This window comes from Pseudonocardia sp. Cha107L01, from assembly GCF_052566575.1.
The window spans coordinates 6,736,979-6,759,338 of record NZ_CP199579.1; the positions used below are offsets into that span (position 1 = coordinate 6,736,979).

Sequence of the window (22,360 nt, forward strand, 5' to 3'; positions counted from 1 at the left end):
CGGAATGATGAGTTCGGCCAGGTGCGAGCGCGGGATTGCAGGGCCGCGTTCCGCTCCTCGATGGCCTGCTCGGTCGTCGGGAAGAGGAGAGCGGCTCCCTGACCGGCGATCCGGGCTCGGCCGGTTCAGTCATCCGTCCATGCGTCGGCGGTGAGGGGGTCGTAGAGCTCCTCGATCTCGGCGTGATGCCGCGCGGCGATCACCGCGCGCTTCAGCTTCATCGTCGGGGTCAGCTCACCGGTCTCGATGCTCCACTGGGTGGGCAGCAGCGCCCAGTTCTTGACCTGTTCCACGCGCGACAGCGTGGCGTTGCCCGCGCCGATGGAGCGGGCCACCTCCAGCCGAACCTGCCCGTTGGTGACCGCGTCGGTGAGCGAGTCGACCTCGATGCCGCGCGCGGCGCACCAGTCCCGCCAGCCCGGGTCGAGTGCCACGAGGGCCACCAGGCAGGGCTTGTTGTCGCCGTGCACGTAGACGCTGCCGACCAGCTCAGAGCTCTGCGACAGGGCGAGCTCCACGTTGCCGGGCGAGATCGTCTTGCCGGACGCGGTGTTGATGAGCTCCTTCTTGCGGCCGGTGATGCGCAGGTAGCCCTGCGCGTCGAGCACGCCGATATCGCCGGTGTGCAGCCAGCCCGCCGCGTCGATCGCCTCCGCCGTCGCCTCGGGCAGGTTCAGGTAACCCGGGGTGATGTTGGGGCCCTTCGCCAGCACCTCGCCGTCCCCGGCGGTCTTCAGCTCGACACCCTCCAGCGCGCGCCCGACGCTGCCCAGCCGAGGCGCGTCCAGCGGGCTCGCCGCCAGCATCCCGCAGGTCTCGGTCATCCCGTACACCTCGATGATCGTGATGCCGACCCCGGCGAAGAAGGCCGACACCTTCGGCGGCAGCGAGGCCGCGCCACTCACCGCGAGCACTACTCGATCCAGTCCGAGAGCCGCGCGCAACCGCCGGTAGACCAGGCGCTCCATCAGCGGGTACCGGCGGCGGACCCACCAGTGCGGCGTCTCGCCGGTCAGCCGCGCGATGCCGGCCTCCTGGGCCACCGAGAACGCCGCGCCGACCAGCAGCCGCCGGAGCGGGTTCTTCGAAGCCGTACCCCGCTCCCGGATCGTGGCGTAGATCCGTTCCCACACCCTCGGCACGCCGAGGAACAGGTGCGGCCGGGTCTCGGCCAGCACGTGCGGCAGCCGCGCGGTGTCCCGTACGTAGCTGGCGGTGACCCGCCGCGCGATGGCCTGGTAGTGCGAGAACAGCCGCTCCGCCACGTGGGCCAGCGGCAGGTAGGACACCGTCGACCAGCCCACCGGCACCGGCCCGCCGAGGTGTTCGACCAGCTGCCGCTCCACCTCGTCCAGGACCCACAGCGCGGCGGCGTGGGTGATGACCGTGCCCTTCGGGGCGCCGGTCGTGCCGGAGGTGTACACGATGGTCAGCGGGTCGCTCGGCTGGACCTTCGCGCTGGCCCGGTCGACCTCGCCGCCGCGCGTGTCCAACCCCGCCGCCGCGAGCGCCACGACCTCCTCGAACCGCGTCACACCGGCCGGCGGTGTGTCATCCGGCGGCAGGTCGAGCACGAGCACGTGCCGCAGCTCGGGCAACCCCTCCCGGATCGTCAGCCACAACGGCAGCTCGACGGCATCGATAATCACAACTGTCGCCGCCGAGTCGTTCGCCACGTACGTGAGCTGGTCCGCGGCGAGGGTGTTGTAGTAGCTGCACGGGACGCCACCGGCCATGAGCGTGCCGATGTCGGCGAGCACGTGCTCCGCGCGGTTCACCATGTGCAGGCCGACCACGTCGCCGGGAGCCACGCCCAGATCGAGCAGCGCCAGCGCGATGGCCCGGGCCCCGTCGCGGTACTCCGACCAGCTCAACCGGGTTTCGCCATCCAGGATGGCCGGCAGCTCGGGGTGCGCCGCCGCGTTGCGATCCACCACGTCGAGCAGGGTGGGTCGGCCGTGCCGGTTCCCCACCCGTACCCTCCTCGACCCGATGATCAGCGACTCATCGCAGTATTGGACAGTCACCCGTTCGTGGCAACTCGATGGGCAGGCGGCAGAGCCTGCCGTCCTCAGCGACTTTCCCCTACAAGTGCTGGCGGGCTCAATTTTCCTCACGACCACAGCCATCCCCATGGTTGTGCCTCATCGCTTGGCGATGCGGGCGGGGCCGGTGTGTATCGGATGGGAAAAACGACTCGGGCCGGTGATGAAGGTCGATGTGAGCCGTTGGATCGGCCCGGCCCGCTGCAGGTCAGGGAGTCGCCGGGCAAGTTGGCCGAGAAGCGCGCCGATCTCCAAGCGAGCGACCTGCGCGCCAAGACACAGGTGCGGGCCCCCACCGCCGAAGCCCATATGGGGATTAGGGGTCCGGGCAAGATTTAGTCGGTCCGCGTCGGGCCACATTGTCTCGTCACGGTTAGCAGACGGATAGAACATCACCACTTTATCGCCGGCGGCGATAGTTCTCCCGCCCAGTTCCGTATCGACCATGGCTGTTCGACGCATGTGGATCACCGGGCTGACGTACCGGAGTAGTTCCTCCACCGCGGTCGGCATCAAGCTGTCCGGATTGGCGATGATCCTCGCCCACTGGTCAGGCTGCTGGAGCAGAACCTCCACGCGGGAATCCCCATCAGGTCGGCGACGACCTGGATAGGCAGTTCACTCGCAATGTCGCTCACTAAGTCGCATTCCCCCCGCTCCGCGACAGCATCGACGATGGCGGCAGCCCGCTTGGCGACCCGCGCCTCCCAGGATCGGATCCAGGTTCGCCCCGAACCCATGCCAGTACCGCCGAGCTGTCGAGCACGAGCTGCCGCGCCGGTGGCCACCATGTCGCCATGTCCGCCGGGGCCACGCCTCTGAGCGCGGTCTCTGGCGGTGAACCGGAGTAGCGTCGCGAGCGGTGTGGTGGAGCAGAGAATCGACGGTCACGATTACCGACGCGCAGCCGTCGGCGGACGATCAGCTGCGCCACCGTCGCCGGGTCTACACGGTGATCATGGCGATTCACATCATCGGGTTCGCGGTGGGCGGCGCACTGTACGCCCGCGCCTGGTGGACAGGCATGATCATCATCATCGTGACGGGCCCGCTGCAGTGGGTCGCGGTACTCCTGGCCAACGCTGCCCCCCGCCACCGCCACACGCGCACCCCGCCCTAATCCCTTGGGCCGGGGGCTCTCGGCCTGGTCGACTCAGGTGCTCGACGCCGCGTAGATGTCGCCGATGGCCGTGCCGAGCACGGAGTTGAACTCCTGATCGGACTGCTCCACGGTCAGCCCCTCGGTGAGCGCGCGCGAGAAGCTGGCGATCACGCCGTGGTTGGGCGCCAGCCGCTCGTCGGCCTCGGCGCGGCTGTAGCCACCGGAGAGCGCAACCACCCGCAGCACCTTGGGGTGCTCCACGAACACGCGGTAGAAGTCGACCTCGGTGGGGATGCTGAGCTTCAGCATCACCTGCCGGTCGGCGGAGACCGCGTCGAGGTGCTCCACGATCGCCGCGCGCAGCATCTCCTCGGCCGCGGCCTTCTGCTCACTGTGGATGTCGACCTCGGGCTCGAGGATCGGCACCAGGCCGGCGTCGAGGATCTGGGCGCCCAGCTCGAACTGCTGGTCGACGACAGCGGCGATGCCCCCCTTGTCGGCCGTCGTGATGAACGACCGCATCTTGGTGCCGAACATGCCCTTCTCCACCCCTCGGGCCAGCAGCGCGTCGAGACCGGGGATGGGCTTCATGAGCTGGACACCCTCGGCGGGATCCGCAAGGCCCTTATCGACCTTGAGGAACGGCACGATCCCCTTGACCGACCAGAGATAGTCGCCTGTCTCGCGGCCATCAATATGGCGGTTCATCGTGTCCTCGAACAAGATCGCACCGAGCACCCGCTCGCCGGTGAACGCCGGGCTGGTGATGATCCGTGCGCGCATGGCGTGCACCTGGTCGAACATCTCCGCATCGCCGTTGTAGGACTCCTCGTTGACGCCGTAGAGGGCGAGCGCCTTCGGAGTGCTCCCGCCACTCTGGTCGAGCGCGGCGAAGAAGCCTGTGCCAGAGCCGATGCGCGTGTGCTGTTCAAGGTTCACGCCCACAGTCTTCCCTGCCCCGAGACGCCGAACCATCGCAATCCGCCAGGAGATAGGTGCCTGTCCGGCACGGTTTATCGAAGTCCTGCCTTCACCGCGTCGAGGATGTTGCCGATGTTGGATTGGCCGGTGACGACCGGTCCAGTCGGGACTGACTGCTGGGCGCCGATTACGCTTTTGTTCTTGTGGTAGAGCCACTGCGAGTCTATCGACAGGTAGCCCTGCAGGTAGGGCTGCTGGTCGATGCACGCCTCGTCCTCGACATCTGAGGCCCCACCCGCGCATACCTGGCCGTCGTCGCCACCCTGGGTTTCGGCAGAGATGTCCGCCTCAGATCCCGCCGTGGTCCTTGCCCATGGAGCGTGGGCTGACGGCTCCAGCTGGAGCGCCGTGATCAGCGCACTGCAGGCCACCCTCCGGCCGCACCCCGTCGACCACACCCCACTCGTGACCGCCCCGACCGCTGTCGTTGGCCTCCTGCTTGAGGCAGTCGACCACGTCACGTCCAGCTGAGAACGCAGCACGGTCACCGCCATCAGCTCGGGATCAGCGCCAGCCCAGCTCGGGCGCGACGTGGGTGAGCACGCTCTCGATGACGTGGGCGTTGTACTCGACGCCAAGCTGGTTGGGCACGGTGAGCAGCAGCGTGTCAGCGGCGGCGATCGCCTCGTCCTCGGCGAGCTCGGCGACCAACTTGTCCGGCTCACCCGCGTACGTTCGGCCGAACCGAGCGTTGCCGCCGTCCAGCCAGCCGACCTGGTCGGTGCTCTCCCGCTGCTGCCAGAACAGCTGCCGATCGAGGTCGTTGACGATCGGGAAGATACTGCGGCTGACCGAGACGCGCGGCTCGCGGCTGTGCCCAGCGGTCTGCCAGGCGTTGCGGAACCGCTGGATCTGTTCGGCCTGCAGCTGATGGAAGGGCACGCCAGTGTCCTCGGACAGTAGCGTCGAGCTCATCAGGTTCAGCCCCTGCTCGGCCGTCCACTCCGCGGTCGCCCGGGTTCCCGCGCCCCACCAAATCCGGTCCCGCAGACCCGGTGAGTGCGGCTCGACCCGCAGCAGACCCGGCGGGTTGGCGAACATCGGGCGTGGGTTGGGCTCGGCGAAGCCCTCGCCCTTGATCACCTCGAGGAACACTTTGGTGTGCTCGCGGGCCATGTCGGCATCGCTCACACCGTCCGGCGGCACATACCCGAAGTAGCGGAAGCCATCGATCACCTGCTCCGGTGATCCACGGCTGATGCCCAGCTGCAGCCGGCCACCGGAGATGAGGTCGGCGGCACCGGCGTCCTCGGCCATGTAGAGCGGGTTCTCGTACCGCATGTCGATCACGGCCGTGCCCAGCTCGATCCTGCTGGTCCGCGCGGCGGCCGCGGCCAGCAGCGGGAACGGGGACGCGAGCTGCTGAGCGAAGTGGTGCACCCGGTAGTACGCGCCGTCGGCTCCAGCCTCCTCAGCGGCCACCGCCAACTCGATCGACTGCACCAGAGCGTCTGCCCCCGACCGCACCATCGACTGCGGCGACGCCGACCAGTGCCCGAAGGACAGGAAACCTATCTTCTTCACCCCACCACCAACTCGGCGGCGACGGGCGGCATTCCGACGGCGGAGTTGGGCGGCACCCGCGTTGCTCGGCGCAGGCGGAGAGTGTTGCTCGGAATCACCAGCTAGGCCGATGACGACCGACCATCGACGCGGGATGCTGTTCAGCCCCCTGTGGCAGACCCGGACCGCGCGGACCTCGGTCTGGCAACCGAGGATGGCCCTGGCCTGGACCAAATGCGGCAAGCCGGCGAACTGGAGGGGTACCGAGACCTGTCAGCGCACAAAGGGAGGCCATCATGAAGGCTGTCCGCCTACATGCCTACCAGGAGCCGCCGCGCCTCGACGAGGTGCCGGAACCGGAGATCACCGGGCCGCATGATGTCATCCTACGAGTCGGCGGCGCCGGGCTGTGCCGCACTGACGTGCACATCCGCGACGGCTGGTTCGCCCCGGCGGTGCCAACCGAGCTACCGCTGACCCTGGGCCACGAGAACACCGGCTGGGTACAGGAGACCGGCCCAGGAGTGGAGAACATCGTCGTCGGTGACGCGGTGATCTGCCACCCGCAGCTGTCATGTGGGCTCTGCCCGGCCTGCCGGATCGGTGACGACATGCGGTGCGCGCGCGGTCTGAACTTCACTGGTCTGAATCGTCCCGGCGGGTTCGCCGAGCTGCTGAAGACGACCGATCGTGGGGTGCTCCCGCTGCCGTCCGGACTGGAACCGGCCGCCGTTGCCCCGCACGCTGACGCCGGACTGACAGTCATGCACGTGGTTCGGAAGGCCGTGCCGCTGCTGGGCCCGGGCACTCGGGTCGTAGTCGTCGGGATCGGCGGGCTAGGCCACATCGCTGTGCAGTGTCTACGCGCGCTGTGTGCCGCCGAGGTCATCGCGATCGACCCCGACCCCGAGGCACTCAAGCTAGCTTCGGACTGTGGGGCGCACCATGTTCTCCCGGCCGGCGACGGTATGGGCGAGCGTGTCCAACGGATCACTGGTGGGGCCGGTGCCGAAGTTGTGATCGACTTTGTCGGCGAGGGCGACGCGGTCGGTTCCTCCCTGGCAATGGTTCGGGCGCGGGGCACGTACTTCGTCGTGGGCTACGGCGGCGAGCTTCGGGTACCAACTTTCAACCTGGTTCTGCCCGAGATCAGTGTGGTGGGCAACGCGGTGGGCACCCATGACGATCTACGGGAGCTGATCGCGTTGGCAGCCGCCGGTGGAGTGAGCGTGCGTACCCGCAGCTACCCGCTCGACGCCTTTGCCGATGCCATCGCGGACCTCGAAGGCGGCAAAATGCACGGTCGGGGCGTACTGGTTCCCTGAGGTCGCCTTCGTGAACGAACCGGATGACGGGATCGAACCCGCGTGTTCAACGTGGGAACACGGTCCGCGATCGTGGTCCGATCGCTGACCTCGGGGTAGCGGCATCGTCCGCGGGCTGATGCTCCCGGTCGTCGACGAACCGTCCCCTTCGCCCTGTTCGTCCAAAGCCTGGTCATCGCCTGGTACTCAGTGGTAGTTGGGCATCCACGACGCGAGTAGCAGCAGCGTGCCGGCCTCACCGAGCCGTTTCGCCGCGTCCGCCGCTCGGCGCCGGTTGACCTGAACGGCCCGGCTGATCATCTTCACCCGGGTTCCCGATCCGGTCGCGGTCACCTCGAGACAGTGGGTGAGTGCGCGCATCATTTGCAGGCCCCGACCGCGCGAGCCCGGGGAGACCGCGCGTGGTTTCCACCAGCCGTGGTCGGTGACGCTCACGACCACTCGGTGGGTGTCGTCAGTGGTCGTCGTGTCGCTCACGCACAGTTCCACCCCCAGCCCATCACGGTGGGTCCGTGCGGGGATCGGACCGTTGTAGGCGTGCTCGACGGCGTTGCTGACTGCTTCGTCCACTGCCAGCAGCAGGTCCTCGGCATCCTCGCGCGGCCACCGGAGTACCTCGAGCCACCGCCACAGCTGCCGCCGAACCTCACCGGGCGTACTGGGATGCACCGGCAGGTGCAAGCGCAAAGGCCGCACGATGTGTCCTCTCCAGGTCAACGCGCTGCGATGGCCGCCGACGGCGACACCTACACAGTCGCGTTCCCCGTGCAGCTCTCCCGCACACATCGCGGGGGGCTCAACCCACCACCGGTGTACCGCGTGGGTCGCCCGGGCCCCCTGCGACGGGTTCAGCCGCTTAGGGCCGACACGGCGGCCGCGGCGCTGGGATAGATCGGGAACATCGACTCCAGCCCGGTCACCTGCAGTGCTCGTGACGCAATGCGGTTCATGCCCGCCAGCACGATGGGTACGGACGTGGTGTCGGCGTTTTGCTTGCTCTCGAGGAGCGCCGAGATCCCTGACGAACCCAGGAAATTGCACCCGCTCATGTCGACGATCAGGCCTCGGCACTCGCCACTGAGTTCTTGAATGAGCAGCTGCGCGAGCGAGGGCCCTGTGAGGATGTCCAGCTCGCACCGCACCTCGATCACGCAGAGCCCTGCCCGAGGATGGGTGACCGTCAGCTCAGGCTGTTGCCCGCCACTGTCTAGCTGTGCATCCGCGACCATCGCGAGACCTCCCTGAAGACATCACCCGTGCTCGGCCTGCCTTCTGAAGCCTCGCCGTGGAATCCTCTCAGACCAGCTCGCATCCAGCGACGCCACGAGTCCGCGCGTATCCGCCGGCACCCGTTGCGGCCTGAGGTCGCGTTCCGTCAGCGGCGCGAGTTACAAGAGCCATTACTTCACGCCGCCGTGGCCCGAACACGTGCCAGCATGATGCTGGCTCAGGCTGTACTCCCCATCTGTGCATTGCGCAGTCGCTCCCGACGGCGCCGAGCCTGTCGTCTCCGGCCGGTGAATGCAGTTCCCGCTGGAGTTGATGTAGCTCGTCGACTCGTTGCATGTGGCTGCCCTCGCCTGGGCCACTGAAGACGCTGCCGCAGTGAGCTCGATGTTGCGAATAGGCGCCGGGATCAGATGCAGCCCTCAGCGCAGATAGCCCGGGGGCAGACGAGCCGATCGACGGTGCCAACGCCATTGCAGCGGCAAGCGCGGTCGGTTCGCTGTACCGCTTCGTGCCGCTCATGGCTTGATCTACCGCACCGGCATACCGGAACTTCGTCGAACAACGGGTGATCACCGAGCTCAATCAGCGGGATTCGTCACCCGCGCGTTGTGGAAGGACGCGATCCGCCACTCGCCGTCGTCCTTGACGAGGACGTATGTGAGGGTGTTGCGGCTGTCCTCGTCGGGGGAGGCGCCGGGCGCCGTCTCCACCCCGCCGTCCTGGACGGCGACGACGACGTCGGGTCGCAGGAAGCGGTAGCTCGCCTGTTGGTTGAGCAGCCGCGAGCCGCGGTAGGCGCTGGCGAAGACGCGCCGGTGACCTTCGGCGATCCCCCCGCGGCCGATCAGCTTGCGGCCGAAGTAGGTGACGTACACGGCGTCGTCGGTGAACGGGCGGGCGTACGCCTCGAGGTCACCGGCGTTCCAGGCGGCGACCAGCTCGCTGAGCGTGGCGTCCAGCGCGGCCACCTCGGTCGGGTCGAACTCCGATGATGTTGTTTGGGCGGCGGCAGGCTCCGTCATGCCGACAGCCTAGATGCCGCTGGCCAGGGCCGGTCTGGCCGAACTCGGAGCTATCCCGTTGATCGCTGCTTGGGCCAGCCGCCGAGCCGGACGGTGTTACCTGGCAGTTCCAGATTGCTGACCGTTCCAGGCTGGGTCGAGCCAGTTGGTGGCGTCGGGGGCGCGCAGGAGTTCCACCAGGGTGGGCAGCGCCCGTTCGACGTCGCGGGCCCGGAAATGCTCGGCCGCGTAGAGCACCCCGTAGGTGAAGGCGCTGTGGCCGTGCCGGTCTGCCTGCAGGCCGAGGCAATGCAGGGTGGGGCGCGCGACAGCGGCGTCCTGGTGCTCGCCCAGCATCCCCTGCAACTTGCGCATGGTGCGGCGTAGGCGTTTGGCTGGCTTGCCGACGGCCGGCACGGCCACCTCGCACATGTAGTGCACTCGTTTGGCCGCCTTGCGGGCCTCGTGCAACGCATCCGCCCGTTCCAGCTCGTGCTCGACCCGCAGTGCGGAGCAGATCATCTGGTCCAGCTGCCGATGCGCCTTGGCCACTCCGCGCGGCAACTCCTCGCGGGCCGCGCGGCCGGCACGCTCGGTAAACGGCGGATCGGTGAGCAACTCGTCGAGCTGCTGACGCAGGCCCGCGTACCGGGCGCTGTTCAGTGTGGCCAGGATGCGCCGGGTGTTCTCCTCGACGCGTTGGCCCAGGTGCTCGTCGAGGTCTGCGGCGACCGGCCCTCGGACCAGCTCGTGCGGGAGTGCGTCCAGGACCTGGGCGAAGCGCTCGGCCATCACCTCGGTGTCCCGCTCATCGGCCAGCTCGGCGCCCAGCCACTTGAGGTCGGCGACGATGGGGTCGGTCCGGGCACGGTCGAGGCAGCGGCGGAAGCCGGTGAGGATGCAGCGCAGCTCGCGGGTGTCGATTCGCATGGCGGACACCGCGTCCGGGGCGTGCTCGCGGATGCGGGGCTCCTGGGCGAGCAGATGCTCGGTCCGCTCGGTCAGGGCGTCGAGCAGGACGGCGGCGGCGGTGAGCGCCCCGGTGGCTGTGCGGTCGTCGTCGGGCCTGGTCAGGGTTCCGGTCATCGGGCCTCTTCTCGCGGGGGTGTGGAGATCTCCTCGACCACCCCGCCTCGGTGCAGGTAGACGGTCCGGTTGGCCAGCCGGGTCAGCTCGGGCTGGTGGGTCGTCATGATTACGGTACGACCGTCCATGAGCCGTGTGAGCGCTTGGACAACAAGTTTTTCGGCGTGGACGTCAAGCCCGACGGTCGGTTCGTCGAGCAGCACCACCGGGGAGTCGACCAGCAGCGCGCGAGCGATGCCGACCCGCTGGCGCTGCCCACCGGACAACCCCACCCCGCCGGCGGCGACGACGGTGGACAGCCCGTCGGGCAGCAGGTCGGCAAACTCGGTGACCAGCGCGGCCTCGGCCACGGCGGCGACCTCCTCGTCGGTGGCCTCGGAGTGACCGTAACGCAGGTTGTCCATCAGGCTGCCGGAGAACAGGAAGGTGTCCTGCAACACCATGGCCACCTGCTGGTGCAGCCAGTGCTCGGGCAGGTCCGGCACGGACAACCCGTCGAGCAGCACCTGGCCGCTGGTCGGCCCGTAGAGCCCGCCGATCAGCGACATCGTGGTGGACTTGCCAGCGCCGTTGTCGCCCAGCAGCGCGACCCGCTCGCCGGCGCGTACGGTCAGGCTCAGTCCGGACAGCACCGGCCCGCGCCCGTAGTCCAGCCCGACATCGCGCAGCTCGATCTCCCCGGTGACCCGCTGGGCCAGCCCGTCGATCGGGCCCAAGTGCTCGCGGGGCTCGTCCAGGATGGCCGCGATCCGTTCCGCGCTGGCCGCGCCCTGGTTGAAGCTGGGCGCCAGCTTGGCCAGGTCTTTCATCGGTTTGAGCATGTTGTTCAGATACGTGGTCACCACGACCAGCACCCCGACCGACCACCAGCCGCGCAGCGCCCCGAAGCCGCCGACCACCAGCAGCGCCGCGGTGCCCACCGCGCTGACCGCCTCCAGTGCGGGGGTGAACCGCGCGGACAGGTCAACCCGCCGCAGCCCCAGCCCCAGGACCTGGGTGTTGGTCGCGCCGAATCGGGCGTCCTCGGTCTCCTGGCTGCCGAATGCGTGCACCGTGCGGATGCCCTGCAGCGACTCGGTGACGAACCCGGTCAGCTCGCCGACCGCCGCTCGGCGGCGCCGGGCCAGCACCCTGGTCAGCTTGGCGTAGTGCAGCGCGGTGACGAACACCAGCGGTGCCGTGCACAGCCCGACCAGCCCCAGCCAACCGTTCACGAACAGCAGCACCGTCATGGTCCCGACCAGCGTCAATGCCGCCGGGATGAGGGTGCTGAACAGGTCGACAAGGCTGTCCTCGATGTTCGAGGTATCGCTCATCACCCGATTGCTGAGCTCACCGACCGACTGCCGGTCGTGGTACCCCATCGGCAGGCGCTCGACGTAGCCGAACACCGAGGCCCGGATCCCCGCGGTGATCTTCTCCCCGGCGCCGTTCATCGTTCGGTCGCCGAGATAGTCGAACAGCCCGGACAGCAGCGTGAACAGCACTGTGGACGCCCCGGCGACCAGCAGCAAAGCCCAGGGCGAAGTGCCGAACCAGCGGGCCACGTAGATCAGTGGTCCGCCGGTGCTCTTGCTCCCGCCGCCCAGCAGGTCGTTGATCACCAGTGCCAATGGCCACGGGGTGGCCAGATCGGCCAGCGTCTCCGCCGCCCGGAACACCACCCCGAGCAGCAGGGATGACAGATGAGGCCGAGCGAAGTCGCGGAAGCGCCACAGCTCCCGCAGTGTCCCGATGTCGCGCCCGGAAATGTCCGAGGACGCGCCGGTCCGGGCCTTGACCGGCGCCACCCCGCCCTGGCTCGGAGACGTTGCCGGGTCACCCGTCGAGGCCGACTTGGTCATGATGCTGACCTCCGTACGCATTCGCTGACGCCGCGCCGCGGCGCTGTGTAGCCAGGACTTATAGCGCCTCGAGGGACGTGGGCCCAGCGACGCCATCCCCCCGATGGTGGCAGCGTCCCGGCTTGGCGCTCGTCCGCGTGCCCGGTCACAACCGGGTTGGTGGCGCCCGCCACCGGAACCAGCCCCGCAGGCGAGGCGACGGTCGAATCTGTCACAGCCAAACTCCCTACCCTGAACCGGCCTGCAACCGCCCGTTCATCTCTTGGATCAGCCGCCCCAACACCCTTTTCGGTGCCGGCAGGCACCCCTCGACGACATCTCGGCACCATCTCGGATAACCGGTCACTGCTCAAGACTCCTCATGCCGAATTTCGTCGCAAGTGGTCCGCACCGTGCCGTTGCCGAACCGGCGATTCCTCCGCGGAGTCAGATCCCGGCGCACGCCCGCCGACAGCACCGGTTAACCGCCGCCCAGGATGGTCGGGCACCACAGCAGCTCCACCACGTCCACCAGGTCCAACCGCAACGCCTCGGCAGCAAGTGTGAATGTCGAGGAGAACACGACCGCACCCACCACGCAGCACTCGACGTCATCGACATCCCCGACGCCGAACACGGTTTCGAGGGCTTTGGCAATCCCGAGCACTCCCGAACCGCGGTTCGACAGGTCATGGACCTGGTATCGACCGCTGTTCGCGGCTAGGTGTGAGGTATCGCCGGACGGCAAGGCAGCGTTGGTGACCGGGGGCTCGCGCGGTATCGGCCGGGCCATCGCTACCGGGTTGGCGGCTCGGGGCGCGATTGTCGTGATCGGCTACGTGCGCGGCGCGGAGGCGGTGGTCGCCTGACCAGGTCTTAAGATCGTTGACGTCGAGCCGTTGTGGCCCGCGGCGTGATGGGAGGCTCCGATGGGCTCGTTCGACGTGCTGCTGGACGACGAGCGCAGCCAACTCGATGCGTTCGTCGAGGAGTACCGGAGCGCCCTTGAGGTGACCCTCGACTGTCTCACCGAGGAGCAGGCTCGCCGCCGGCTCGTCTCGTCGGCGACGACGTTGCTCGGGCTGCTCAAGCACGTCACGTGGATGCAGCGGGTGTGGTTCGAGGAGTGCGTCGGCGGCACGTCCCGTCGGGAACTCGGCCTGGTGCAGAGCCCGGAGGACTCCTTCCGGCTCGCCGACGACGACACCGTCGCCTCCGTCACGGCGGCCCACCGGGAAGCCTGCACGACCGCCCGGGCAGCGGTCGCCGACCTCCCGTTGGACGCCGTCACGACCGGCCACCGGTCCGGGCCGCGCACGCTGCGCTGGGTGTACTTGCAGGTTCTGCGCGAGCTGGCCCACCACTGCGGGCACGCCGACATCCTGCGCGAGCAAGTGCTTGCCGGCTGAGTTCCGAGACCCTGAACGAACCAGCTGATCATGAATTTGGCTGGAGTCGGGTCAACCATGCCTCGCGGTCCCGGCTGGTCCTGGGTGTCGAGCTGGGCGATTGCGGCGGAACGAGTTGCTACGACTCGGCGATCTGGCGGCACAGCCAGCTCAGCGCGACCGGGTAGCGGTAGTCGATCCCGCCGTGGCCCGCGTCGAACAGCTCGAAGTGCACCCGTTCATCGGGCAGCCCGACGGCGCGGAGTTGGTCGCGGAACGCTTGCGTGCCCACATCGACGTACCACTCGTCCCGGGTCCCTGCGTCCAGCCACACCGCCCGCAGCGAACGCAACGCTTCGGCGTACCGCGGCACCATCCGCACCGGGTCCCAAACATGCCGACAGGCCCAACAGGCATCGACGAAGATCACCAGCGCGGGCGGCACGTCGCCGGCGGCGAACACCGCGTCGGCGGCTTCCGGGAACGGCTGGCGGTACGGGGTTCGGTTCCGCCACATGGCCAGATGCCCGGTGTAGCCCTGGATCACTATCGATCACCTGCTCGTCGAGCCGACCAGCAAGTTCGGTGGACCAAGGCAGCATGACGCTCATCGGCGCTGCTGCTACGCTGACGGGATGGCCGGGGCCAGCCGGTTCACTTCAGCGAGTCGCCGTCGCAGCGTCTTCAGCTCCTCGAATCGGGCGGTTACGTCCCGCAGGATGGCAGCCATCCCGGCCATGTGGCCCTCCGCGTCGCTCAGCGGCACGATGGTGAACTCCAAGGAGATGCGCTGGCCATCCTTCCGGATACCCGGCACGGTGAGCAGATCCCCGCTGCCGTACCGGCTCCGCCCGGTCCCCATCACCTCGGAGTATCCCTTCCAGTGCGCGTCGCGCAGCCGCTCCGGGATGATGATGTCCAGCGACTGGCCGACCGCCTCAGCGGCCGAGTAGCCGAACACGCGCTGCGCCCCCTGGTTCCAGAACGCGATCATCCCATCCCGATCGGACCCGATGATGGCATCCGACTCACCCTCCAGGATCGCCCGGACGAGGGCGCCAGCAAAATGCTCAGTATTGTCAGCGCTAGTCATGGCGAAGTCCTTGCTCTGGGTACCACCTGTTCGATTCGCCCTCTACATTCGGCGGTGCACGGCTCCACGTCCAAGACTGAGCGCCGACCAGTCGATAAGTGTTGACTATCAACTCCCCGCCTCGCCCGAGGCACGTCATCGATCTCATCGTCGCCCAGAAGATCGGCCAGCACGACGGTGAGGACCCGGCGGCCCTGCGGGCCCGCGCCGCCGAGGCGACGGACGCCCGGGCCGCGCGGGGCACCCCGTACGTCTTCCTCGGCCTGCCCTCGGCGATCACCGGGTCCTTCGACGACGTCGTGCTCCCCGCCCGGGGCACGGAGCACGACTGGGAGCTCGAGCTCGGTGTGGTGATCGGTCGCCCGGCGTACCGGGTGCACCGCGACCAGGCCCTCGAGCACGTTGCCGGCTACACGATCGTCAACGACGTCACGACGCGCGACCTGGTGTTCCGCCCCGACGTTCCCGGGATCGGTACCGACTGGCTGGCCAGCAAGAACGCTCCCACCTTCTCCCCCACCGGCCCCTTCCTCGTACCGTCCGCATTTGTCGACCCCGCCGCGTTGCGGGTGCGGCTGCGGCTCAACGGTGAGGTGATGCAGGACGGTCCGACCAGCGACATGATCTTCGACGTCGCCCGGCTCGTCGAACACACCTCGGCGATCACCGAGCTGCGCCCCGGCGACCTGCTCATGACCGGCAGTCCCGCGGGCAACGGCGCCCACCACGGCCGGTTCCTGCGGCCCGGTGACGTGATGGAGGGCGAGATCACCGGACTGGGGACCCAACGCAACCGCTGCGTGGGAGAACGGGCGTGAGCAGCGGCCCGGTTCGGAAAACCTCTATTGCCCACCCGCGCGGCGGAGATTGACCGAGGATCCAGTCGGCATATCTTCGCCTATACGATCCGAAACGTCAGGCACGTTGATCGTTTGCCTACGTATGCCGATCTATGGCGCCTGGACGGATAACCCGACACTGTCCGCGGCATCTGCCTGGCGCAAGTCGTAGGTCACCATCGCATCAGCGTTGGCTCGCAGTGCGGCAGCAACGTGAATCGCGTCAAGACTGCGCAAATGCGGTCCCGGAAGCAGTCCAGCCTCACGGTAAAGAGAACGATCAATCTCCAGCAGGTCGAAGTGTTCGAGCAACCGGGTCACGACGGACTGCGCAACACCTGTCCGCACCGCAAGACGGCGCAGTTCTGTCTCCAGCAACATGCTCGACAGCAAACCGTCATCTTGGTCCACCGCCCGATCGAGGTGCGCCGCCAGCCGGGACGACTCAGGCTCCTCGATGATCAGCTTCGCCGCCGCCGAGGTCTCAACGTAGAGGATCACCGATCGCCACGAAGCTCGTCGAGCACGCCCTGGACCGGCTCCGCGATCCGCACCCGCTCAAGATCACCGAAACCGCCACGGACCGTCGCCCGCCGAAACCTCAACGACGCATCAGCACCGCGCGGGGGTGGAATCAGCACGGCGACTACCTCACCGTTATTGCTGACATACACGGTCTCACCAGCCTGAACGTCACGCAGCACAGCTCCACTGTTATTGCGCAACTCGCGATGTGGAATCGTCCGCGCCATCGCCACCACCTCCGTAGCAACCGTAGCACAGGGGGCACGACCATCACCCCGACAGTTCGTCCGCCACACCTTCTCGAACATCAACAACACCGGGTCGAACAGGATCTCGTGTTCACCCGCGGCACCGGCCGACCACTACGACCCGAATACGTCCTGCGCCACCTACACAAACTCATCGACGACGTCGGCCTGCCCCGAATACGGGTGCACGACCGACTCGGGGAGACGGTCGTCGCCCAACGTGGCCAGGACCGCTCGTCTTACCCATATTGCTGAGAGTCCCGACACAGAACCTCAGGTCAAGAAGGGCATGAACTCGCCGATCCGACTGTGAGAGCCCGGACACGCTCGCCTGTTCGGGGCCGTAGGGCAGGCCTGTGAGTGCCGGCTGGTGATTGTTCAGCTGCGGGAAACGACCTCAGTGGCGTGTTCGGTGTTTCGAGAAGGCGCCGGCGGGAATGCGGCGCGTGTCCGCGACTACGTAGTTCAGTCCGCGCTGCCGTCCTTGCCTCGAACCCGTGGTCGATCTTCTTGTCGCTCCGGCCGATGGCAGGAGTCCGGCAGCCGCCGATCCAGCGGAGAGGATCTTCATGGAATCGACTGATCTGTTGATCGTGGGCGGTGGACCGGCGGGACTGTCCGTGGCCACGGGCTACCGGGAGGGCGGAGGAACTGGGTCAGTGCTGCTGATCGGCGACGAGTCGGTTCATCCCTATGCGCGGCCACCGCTGTCGAAGGACTTCCTGCGCGGCGAGTGTGCGGAGGACGCACTTCCCCTGCAACCGAGTGCTCGATATGGCGAGCAGGCGGTCAACCTGCGATTGTCCCGGCGCGTCGAGGGTCTCGACCCGGCCACCCGCGTGGTCACCCTCAACGACGGTGAGCAGGTGCACTACGGCGATTGTGTGCTGACCACCGGTGCAGTACCTACGGTGCTGTCCGTATCGGGGGCAGATCACCCGTCGGTCCGCTACCTGCGGTCACTGGCGAGTGCGCAGGCACTGCGGGTCGTGGCGTCGTCATCGAGGTCGGCGGTGGTGATCGGGTCCGGTTTCATCGGCTGCGAAGCGGCTGTGTCGCTGGCCCGGCGCGGACTAGCGGTCACCGTGGCGAGCGCGGAACCCCGACCCCAGCAGGCACGCCTCGGCGCGGACGTCGGCGCGCGGATCGCCGATTGGCTCGACAGCGAGGGAGTCACGCTGATGAGCGGAGCGGCGGTTCGCGCCGTCGTCGACGGGTGTTCCGTCGAGCTCGACGGACACGCGCCGGTGCGGGCCGACCTGGTGCTCGCGGCAACCGGCATCACGCCATGCTCCGGCCTGGCCAGGCGCGCCGGCGCCGAGCTCAACGACGACCGCGTCGTGGTGGACGAACGGATGCGCACCTCGGTGCCTCGCCTGTTCGCCGCCGGCGATGTCGCCTACGCCCGCAACGCCACCGCCGGTCGGCATCTCGTCGTCGAGCACTGGGGGGAGGCACTGGAAATGGGTCGCATCGCCGGCAACACCATCGCCGGCGGGCACACCCGCTGGGCCGAGGTACCGGGATTCTGGTCGACCGTCGGCGACCGCACGCTGAAATACGCGGCCTGGGGCGACGGCTATGACACCACCCGGTTGGTTGAGCACAGCGGGGGCGGCTTCACCGCGTGGTACACCCGAGACGACGTCGCGGTCGGTGTCGCAACGCACCGGGCCGACGAAGACTACGACCTGGGGCGAGAGCTCATCGAGCGCGGCGACCCGGCTCCCTAGCCACCATCCGAGGCCAACCCGCCCCGCGGACAAGCATGGCGAGTTGCCCAGCGCGGCTCGCGTTCTAGCGCCGTCCCTGACTGCGCAGCCCCCAGGCCTGGGCCGCGGTATCCACCAGTCCCAGGACCGCGAGTCCCAAGCCGATTCCGGCAACCGCGCCCACACCCGAACCCGGGACCACCGCCCACCACACCACGGCCAGGCCCGGCCACCACACCAAGATCGCCGCCATGTTGGCGCCCAGCGTGGGCGGCCCGGTCTCGTTCGCTACGTGTGCAACTTGCGGGCCAGGGCCATGCATAGGTGTCCGATACCCTGGCCGAACTGGCCAAAACCGGCTTCGCTGACCTACCCCCCGGTCGGCCTAGACCTCCGCGGGTCGCCGACCTCGTAGCTGCTGTTCCGGCGGCGGCCTCGGTCATGATGTGTTCCCTGAGGTGGGGTCGGGATGGGTCGTCCCGATCTGGGCGTACGCGATGTCGGCGATCTGTGCGTGGGTGGCGAACCAGACGTCCCGGTGGCTTGCGATGTGGGCCAGCAGTTCGCGGAGCACCAGCAACCGGGACCTGTGCCCGATGACGTGCGGATGCAGGGTGAGCTGGAAGAGCCCGCCCTCTGCGTGCGCGGCGTCGAACTCGTCGCGCCAGATCTCGAGCAGGGCCCGCGGTGGCGTGTAGGGACGCAGCGCGCCGTAGCGCTCCATCATCAGGTAGGGCGCGTCGTCGCGGATCCACTCGACGGGGATCTCCACGATCCCCGTCGGCCTGCCGTCCGCGACCAGCTCGTAGGGCTCGTCGTCGGCCATCAGCGACGAGTCGTAGCGCAGGCCGAGCGCCTCGATGATGGCCAGCGTGTGGTCGGAGAAATCCCAGCTCGGGGTGCGGATCCCGACCGGACGGACACCGCCGAGCTTCTCCAGCGTCTCCAGCGAACGGCCGGTGAGGTCCATCTCGTGCTCACGGGAGAGCGTCATGTTGCGCTCGTGGATCCAGCCGTGCACGCCTACCTCGTGACCGCCTGCCACATAGGCCTGCACCTCATCGGGGTGGAGCAGCGCCGAGACCGCAGGCATGAAGAAGCTGGCGGGAACGCCGTATTCGGCCAGCAGCGCAAGGATCTTCGGCACGGCGACCCTGGCGCCGTATTCGCCCTGCGCGAGCTTTCCAGGGCGGGTCTCCCCGTCGCGCAGCGGGATCGTCTCGTGGTCGGGGTCGAAGGAGATCGCCACCGCGACCCTCGCCCCGTGCGGCCAGCCGGCGGGGATCAGGCTCGCACCGGCCCGTACCCGCTCGACATGGCCGCGCCAAGTGGGTTCGTCCCACTGCCACGGTTCGGTCGTCTGGCCGTTCTCATCGGTCATCAGATCGCTCTCCGCTCCGGGCGCCGTCGGCGGCGATGCGGACCCAGGCGCACTTGAGGGTGCGCGCCTGCCGCGTCCTATCGGCGATGCGGACTCCCGGTAACGCACCGACCACACCGGGCCAGTATTGGTAGAGATCGCCGTAGCTGGGAAGTACCCCGGGCAGGCACAGGTTGAACCGTCCGGTGGCGGCGGATCAGTCGCTCGATGGCTCTTGGCCGGACGAGTAGGACTGAGCCCGCCGGGTATCCCGACGTGGTGGGGGCCGAACGGTGGGAGGGCTGGTGAAACCGACAGCGACAACACCGACGCGGTCTCCGGAGCGGGCCGGTAGGCGGCCCCGCCATGACGAGGCGGCCCGGCTGCTGGTCGACTATCTCGGCGCGGTTATTGCCGCCCTGGACGGCGAAGGGTTGTCAGTCACGGGGATTCGGATGGGTTGCGGGGTGACCCTGCATGCTCGACTAGCGCTGGCCCGGACCGGACCCGCGTCGGGGGCGCCCGACCGCATGCCCGGGGCCATCACCTTGATGTGGGCGGAGGACCTGGGCTGGTCACTGTCACACACCCAGCTGCGCGACAGCCGCGCCGGGTGGCGTCATCTGCCCGGTGGGCTAGCACCGAGCCCGGCAACAGTGGCCCGGTTCGTCACAAACGCGCTGTCCGACCGGGTCGACCCCGCGACGGGCTCACCTACCCCGGTCGGCCACCACGGGCAACACCTGGCACCGTTGATCGACGCCCTAGCCCACCACAGCCTGGTCACCACGACAGTGAAGCCAGCCGGCTTTTAGTCCTTGGGTTCGGCAGTGCCTCCGGGGTAGGGCTCTGGGCCGCGACGGCAAGGAAAAAGGCCCGCTGTCAGGCCTCGGACAGCACGACCAAGGTGTCGGGGTGAACACCGTCGAACTTCATCGCGTCGGCCCCGACTTCCGAACCCATGATCTCCTGGAAGGCGTCCATGTCGGGGATCTCCAGGATCAGCCCGACCTGCTTCGACTCCGCTGCGCCCCGGAACACACGGATCGTGATGCCCAGCGGCCCGAAGACCTCCGCCCGCTTCGGCGAGCTCACCCAGTGGTCGACGTCGTCAACGTCGTGGACTACAAGATACGTTGCCATGGGGCATCGTCCGTCCTGCGGCCTCGGCCGCGTGCTGTCCCTCGATCGTGATATTCATCCTGTAAACACCCAGACCACGGACGGCACCTGGTGGTTCATGCTCGCCAGGCACCCCGTTGGTGCCGCCGTGTGCGCTTTGTCTCTGAGAGCACCATGACAGTCCTCGCGCCAGAGACGGCGGTCAATCGGCCATCCAGCGGAGCGATACCTAGCCAATTCAGAAGGCCGTGCCGAGCTGGCGCTCACCGCCGTTGACCTCGTCGCCGGGTCGGCTCGATCACGAGTTCCGGTGCATGTCCTGCGCAAGATCGCCGGGCACGGCTCGTTGACCAGGCCAGAACTTCGGTCCAGGTTCGTCCCGGCCGGACATAGTCCACCCGAGCGGGCATGCCCGATCCTCGAGGATACGACGAATCCCTGAACCGGATCAGACGCGAGGTTTCGCCAGTGTGCTACGCCGAGGAGCTGGTCGAGGGCGGCTTCGCTATCGAGGTGGCCGACGCCGCGTTGCTCCACGACGGGCTCAACGTCGCCGATCTGGCGCACGTGCTGGTGCTGCGCGAGCGTGCGGTCGTGCCCGACGACGCTGCCCGCCGACTGCTCGCTGTGCTGCTGGAAGCGGTCAGCACCCCGGTAGCGGAGTTCGGCTACGACCCGGTGCACGGGGAGGCCTACAACTGTCGCGAGCGCCGCTTCGCCGGGCAGATCGGCCGGGACGCCGGGTGGCTGCATGCCGGTCGGCCGCGCCGCGAGGCGGTCCGGATCGCCATGCGGCTGCGGGTACGCCGGGACACCGCCGACCTCATCGAGGCGGCCGCCGAGTTCGCCAGGGCGGCCGCCGAAGTCGCCGGCGAGCACGCCGAGACGTTGATGGCTGAGCAGACCTACCTGCAGCACGCCCAGCCGTCCACATTCGGGCACTACCTGCTGGCGACGGTGTACCCGGTGCTGCGCGAGATCGATCGACTCACCGCACACCTGGACTGGGTCAACCGCAGCCCGGCCGGCGCGGGCGGGGTGAACGGCAGCCCGCTGACCGGTGACCGGGAACGGATGGCCGAACTGCTGGGCTTCGACGGCGTCATCGAGCACACCCGGGACGCGATGTGGCAGGCCGACGGGCTCACCGGGGTGGTCGGCTCCGCCGCCGGGCTGGTCACCACACTGGCCAAGCTGGCCGAGGACCTGGAGATCTGGAGCAGCAGCGAGTTCGGATACGTGAGCCTCGCGCACCGCCACACCCGCTCCAGCGTGCTGATGCCGCAGAAGCGCAACCCCTATGCGTTGACCATGGTCCGAGGGGAGGCCGGCATCCTGATCGGCCGCGCGACCGGGATGCTGGCGATCGCCAAGAGCCCGTCGGCGCGCAGTGACAACCTGATCTTCGCCTACGGCGAGGTGCCCAGGGCGCTGGACCTGGCCCGGCGGGCGACCCGGCTGATGACCGGCGTGGTCGGCGGCCTGACCGTGGACGCCGACCGGATGTATGCCGCGCTGCTGGCCGGTTTCTCCCAGGCCGCCGACCTCGCCGAGTACGTGATGACCACGTACGGGCTGGACTACCGCTCCGCCTACGACCTGGTCGGGGTGTGCGTGCGGCGGGCCGCGGCCGACGGCCTGCGTGGGGTGGACATCACCGGCGACATGCTCGACGCGGCGGCAGCCGAGCTGGCCGACGTCGACCCGCGGTGGCCGGGTGCGCCGGTGTTCGGCGGCACCGACCTGCGCGAGGTGCTCGATCCCGGCGCGATCGTGCGCTCGCGGCGGTCCAGGGGCGGCGCCGCGCCCGACGTTGTCCGAGGCATGACCAAGGAGTGTCTGAACGCCGCCGACGCCGCGCTCGCCACCGTGCGGGCCCGGCGTGCCGGCTTCGCCGCGGCCGAGTCGGCGGTGCTCCGAGACGCCACGGCCGTGGTGGGCTGATCCGCATGCCTCATCCGCGTCCAGATCTTGCGG

General features: G+C 68.4%; 26 protein-coding genes and 1 pseudogene. 8 read left to right on the forward strand and 19 right to left on the reverse strand.

Translation table 11 applies throughout. From position 1 onward, the window contains the following. Positions 1 to 125: 125 nt before the first annotated feature. Together ACTXG6_RS31680 and ACTXG6_RS31685 are read right to left on the reverse strand one after the other, a co-directional pair. Positions 126 to 1,973: an AMP-dependent synthetase/ligase gene (locus ACTXG6_RS31680; RefSeq protein WP_445183076.1), complete on the reverse strand. Its 1,848-nt coding sequence runs from the start codon at positions 1,971 to 1,973 to the stop codon at positions 126 to 128. A 171-nt stretch (positions 1,974 to 2,144) separates the two neighbouring features. Continuing rightward, positions 2,145 to 2,621, reverse strand: coding sequence for a cytochrome P450 (locus ACTXG6_RS31685; protein WP_445183077.1), 477 nt, complete (start codon positions 2,619 to 2,621; stop codon positions 2,145 to 2,147). A 286-nt stretch (positions 2,622 to 2,907) separates the two neighbouring features. Between ACTXG6_RS31685 and ACTXG6_RS31690 the strand changes: the two genes are divergently transcribed. Further along, positions 2,908 to 3,165 carry a DUF3099 domain-containing protein gene (locus ACTXG6_RS31690; RefSeq protein WP_445183078.1) on the forward strand — a complete coding sequence of 86 codons (258 nt, stop codon included), beginning with the start codon at positions 2,908 to 2,910 and terminating at the stop codon, positions 3,163 to 3,165. A gap of 33 nt (positions 3,166 to 3,198) precedes the next feature. Here ACTXG6_RS31690 and ACTXG6_RS31695 read toward each other — a convergent pair whose 3' ends face one another. The 3 genes from ACTXG6_RS31695 to ACTXG6_RS31705 form a co-directional block, all read right to left on the reverse strand. Next, positions 3,199 to 4,086, reverse strand: a complete 888-nt coding sequence (locus ACTXG6_RS31695) for a fructose bisphosphate aldolase (RefSeq protein ID WP_445183079.1) — start codon at positions 4,084 to 4,086, stop codon at positions 3,199 to 3,201. Positions 4,087 to 4,160: 74 nt separating this feature from the next. Then, complete coding sequence (locus ACTXG6_RS31700; protein WP_445183080.1) at positions 4,161 to 4,616, reverse strand: hypothetical protein; 456 nt, start codon at positions 4,614 to 4,616, stop codon at positions 4,161 to 4,163. 16 nt (positions 4,617 to 4,632) lie between these two features. Then, positions 4,633 to 5,652 carry an LLM class flavin-dependent oxidoreductase gene (locus tag ACTXG6_RS31705; protein ID WP_445183081.1) on the reverse strand — a complete coding sequence of 340 codons (1,020 nt, stop codon included), beginning with the start codon at positions 5,650 to 5,652 and terminating at the stop codon, positions 4,633 to 4,635. 275 nt (positions 5,653 to 5,927) lie between these two features. On the opposite strand from ACTXG6_RS31705, the gene ACTXG6_RS31710 reads away from it, so the two are divergent. Next, positions 5,928 to 6,956 (forward strand): NAD(P)-dependent alcohol dehydrogenase, encoded by a 1,029-nt coding sequence (locus tag ACTXG6_RS31710; protein WP_445183082.1) that lies wholly within the window; start codon positions 5,928 to 5,930, stop codon positions 6,954 to 6,956. 186 nt (positions 6,957 to 7,142) lie between these two features. Here the strand turns inward: ACTXG6_RS31710 and ACTXG6_RS31715 are convergent, their stop codons facing one another. The 7 genes from ACTXG6_RS31715 to ACTXG6_RS31745 form a co-directional block, all read right to left on the reverse strand. Then, positions 7,143 to 7,652, reverse strand: coding sequence for an ATP-binding protein (locus ACTXG6_RS31715; RefSeq protein ID WP_445183083.1), 510 nt, complete (start codon positions 7,650 to 7,652; stop codon positions 7,143 to 7,145). A gap of 152 nt (positions 7,653 to 7,804) precedes the next feature. Then, positions 7,805 to 8,185 (reverse strand): STAS domain-containing protein, encoded by a 381-nt coding sequence (locus ACTXG6_RS31720; protein ID WP_445183084.1) that lies wholly within the window; start codon positions 8,183 to 8,185, stop codon positions 7,805 to 7,807. A 171-nt stretch (positions 8,186 to 8,356) separates the two neighbouring features. Then, complete coding sequence (locus tag ACTXG6_RS31725) at positions 8,357 to 8,602, reverse strand: DUF3761 domain-containing protein (protein WP_445190146.1); 246 nt, start codon at positions 8,600 to 8,602, stop codon at positions 8,357 to 8,359. 162 nt (positions 8,603 to 8,764) lie between these two features. Continuing rightward, positions 8,765 to 9,208 (reverse strand): SgcJ/EcaC family oxidoreductase, encoded by a 444-nt coding sequence (locus ACTXG6_RS31730; protein ID WP_445183085.1) that lies wholly within the window; start codon positions 9,206 to 9,208, stop codon positions 8,765 to 8,767. Positions 9,209 to 9,304: 96 nt separating this feature from the next. Further along, positions 9,305 to 10,273, reverse strand: coding sequence for a CHAD domain-containing protein (locus ACTXG6_RS31735; RefSeq protein WP_445183086.1), 969 nt, complete (start codon positions 10,271 to 10,273; stop codon positions 9,305 to 9,307). Beyond that, entirely contained in the window at positions 10,270 to 12,117 is a 1,848-nt protein-coding gene (locus ACTXG6_RS31740) for an ABC transporter ATP-binding protein (protein ID WP_445183087.1), read from the reverse strand. The genes ACTXG6_RS31735 and ACTXG6_RS31740 overlap by 4 nt, the downstream gene beginning before the upstream one ends. Before the next feature lie 460 nt (positions 12,118 to 12,577). Then, complete coding sequence (locus tag ACTXG6_RS31745) at positions 12,578 to 12,763, reverse strand: hypothetical protein (RefSeq protein ID WP_445183088.1); 186 nt, start codon at positions 12,761 to 12,763, stop codon at positions 12,578 to 12,580. A gap of 43 nt (positions 12,764 to 12,806) precedes the next feature. Here ACTXG6_RS31745 and ACTXG6_RS31750 point away from each other — a divergent pair. Continuing rightward, positions 12,807 to 12,953: pseudogene (locus ACTXG6_RS31750) on the forward strand (SDR family NAD(P)-dependent oxidoreductase); the annotation flags it as partial. Between the two features lie 72 nt (positions 12,954 to 13,025). Beyond that, a complete protein-coding gene (locus ACTXG6_RS31755; RefSeq protein ID WP_445183089.1) occupies positions 13,026 to 13,505 on the forward strand; it encodes a DinB family protein in 480 nt (159 codons plus the stop codon). A 118-nt stretch (positions 13,506 to 13,623) separates the two neighbouring features. Here ACTXG6_RS31755 and ACTXG6_RS31760 read toward each other — a convergent pair whose 3' ends face one another. Beyond that, positions 13,624 to 14,031, reverse strand: coding sequence for a hypothetical protein (locus ACTXG6_RS31760; protein ID WP_445183090.1), 408 nt, complete (start codon positions 14,029 to 14,031; stop codon positions 13,624 to 13,626). A 75-nt stretch (positions 14,032 to 14,106) separates the two neighbouring features. After that, positions 14,107 to 14,577 carry a PAS domain-containing protein gene (locus tag ACTXG6_RS31765; protein ID WP_445183091.1) on the reverse strand — a complete coding sequence of 157 codons (471 nt, stop codon included), beginning with the start codon at positions 14,575 to 14,577 and terminating at the stop codon, positions 14,107 to 14,109. Between the two features lie 101 nt (positions 14,578 to 14,678). Here ACTXG6_RS31765 and ACTXG6_RS31770 point away from each other — a divergent pair, with 101 nt between their 5' ends. After that, on the forward strand, positions 14,679 to 15,395 hold the full coding sequence (locus tag ACTXG6_RS31770; protein ID WP_445183092.1) for a fumarylacetoacetate hydrolase family protein: 717 nt from the start codon (positions 14,679 to 14,681) through the stop codon (positions 15,393 to 15,395). A gap of 132 nt (positions 15,396 to 15,527) precedes the next feature. Here the strand turns inward: ACTXG6_RS31770 and ACTXG6_RS31775 are convergent, their stop codons facing one another. Together ACTXG6_RS31775 and ACTXG6_RS31780 are read right to left on the reverse strand one after the other, a co-directional pair. Next, on the reverse strand, positions 15,528 to 15,917 hold the full coding sequence (locus ACTXG6_RS31775) for a type II toxin-antitoxin system VapC family toxin (protein ID WP_445183093.1): 390 nt from the start codon (positions 15,915 to 15,917) through the stop codon (positions 15,528 to 15,530). After that, positions 15,914 to 16,168, reverse strand: a complete 255-nt coding sequence (locus ACTXG6_RS31780; protein WP_445183094.1) for a type II toxin-antitoxin system Phd/YefM family antitoxin — start codon at positions 16,166 to 16,168, stop codon at positions 15,914 to 15,916. Before ACTXG6_RS31780 ends, ACTXG6_RS31775 begins: the two co-directional genes overlap by 4 nt. Positions 16,169 to 16,758: 590 nt before the next feature. Here ACTXG6_RS31780 and ACTXG6_RS31785 point away from each other — a divergent pair. Next, positions 16,759 to 17,922 (forward strand): NAD(P)/FAD-dependent oxidoreductase, encoded by a 1,164-nt coding sequence (locus tag ACTXG6_RS31785; RefSeq protein ID WP_445183095.1) that lies wholly within the window; start codon positions 16,759 to 16,761, stop codon positions 17,920 to 17,922. 64 nt (positions 17,923 to 17,986) lie between these two features. On the opposite strand, the gene ACTXG6_RS31790 is transcribed toward ACTXG6_RS31785, so the two are convergent. After that, positions 17,987 to 18,154 carry a hypothetical protein gene (locus ACTXG6_RS31790; RefSeq protein WP_445183096.1) on the reverse strand — a complete coding sequence of 56 codons (168 nt, stop codon included), beginning with the start codon at positions 18,152 to 18,154 and terminating at the stop codon, positions 17,987 to 17,989. Between the two features lie 186 nt (positions 18,155 to 18,340). Further along, entirely contained in the window at positions 18,341 to 19,282 is a 942-nt protein-coding gene (locus ACTXG6_RS31795; protein ID WP_445183097.1) for a polysaccharide deacetylase family protein, read from the reverse strand. A gap of 284 nt (positions 19,283 to 19,566) precedes the next feature. On the opposite strand from ACTXG6_RS31795, the gene ACTXG6_RS31800 reads away from it, so the two are divergent. Further along, on the forward strand, positions 19,567 to 20,076 hold the full coding sequence (locus ACTXG6_RS31800; protein WP_445183098.1) for a DUF6292 family protein: 510 nt from the start codon (positions 19,567 to 19,569) through the stop codon (positions 20,074 to 20,076). A 67-nt stretch (positions 20,077 to 20,143) separates the two neighbouring features. Here the strand turns inward: ACTXG6_RS31800 and ACTXG6_RS31805 are convergent, their stop codons facing one another. Further along, on the reverse strand, positions 20,144 to 20,404 hold the full coding sequence (locus ACTXG6_RS31805) for a hypothetical protein (protein WP_445183099.1): 261 nt from the start codon (positions 20,402 to 20,404) through the stop codon (positions 20,144 to 20,146). Between the two features lie 447 nt (positions 20,405 to 20,851). On the opposite strand from ACTXG6_RS31805, the gene ACTXG6_RS31810 reads away from it, so the two are divergent. After that, entirely contained in the window at positions 20,852 to 22,327 is a 1,476-nt protein-coding gene (locus ACTXG6_RS31810; RefSeq protein WP_445183100.1) for an argininosuccinate lyase, read from the forward strand. Positions 22,328 to 22,360 lie beyond the last annotated feature (33 nt).

Coding starts and splice junctions, on each gene's coding strand:
- ACTXG6_RS31710 (WP_445183082.1), top strand. CDS start 5,928: ATGAAGGCTGTCCGCCTACATGCCTACCAGGAGCCGCCGCGCCTCGAC.
- ACTXG6_RS31720 (WP_445183084.1), bottom strand. CDS start 8,185: ATGGTCGCGGATGCACAGCTAGACAGTGGCGGGCAACAGCCTGAGCTG.
- ACTXG6_RS31730 (WP_445183085.1), bottom strand. CDS start 9,208: ATGACGGAGCCTGCCGCCGCCCAAACAACATCATCGGAGTTCGACCCG.
- ACTXG6_RS31735 (WP_445183086.1), bottom strand. CDS start 10,273: ATGACCGGAACCCTGACCAGGCCCGACGACGACCGCACAGCCACCGGG.
- ACTXG6_RS31740 (WP_445183087.1), bottom strand. CDS start 12,117: ATGACCAAGTCGGCCTCGACGGGTGACCCGGCAACGTCTCCGAGCCAG.
- ACTXG6_RS31755 (WP_445183089.1), top strand. CDS start 13,026: ATGGGCTCGTTCGACGTGCTGCTGGACGACGAGCGCAGCCAACTCGAT.
- ACTXG6_RS31765 (WP_445183091.1), bottom strand. CDS start 14,577: ATGACTAGCGCTGACAATACTGAGCATTTTGCTGGCGCCCTCGTCCGG.
- ACTXG6_RS31780 (WP_445183094.1), bottom strand. CDS start 16,168: ATGGCGCGGACGATTCCACATCGCGAGTTGCGCAATAACAGTGGAGCT.
- ACTXG6_RS31785 (WP_445183095.1), top strand. CDS start 16,759: ATGGAATCGACTGATCTGTTGATCGTGGGCGGTGGACCGGCGGGACTG.
- ACTXG6_RS31790 (WP_445183096.1), bottom strand. CDS start 18,154: ATGGCGGCGATCTTGGTGTGGTGGCCGGGCCTGGCCGTGGTGTGGTGG.
- ACTXG6_RS31795 (WP_445183097.1), bottom strand. CDS start 19,282: ATGACCGATGAGAACGGCCAGACGACCGAACCGTGGCAGTGGGACGAA.
- ACTXG6_RS31805 (WP_445183099.1), bottom strand. CDS start 20,404: ATGGCAACGTATCTTGTAGTCCACGACGTTGACGACGTCGACCACTGG.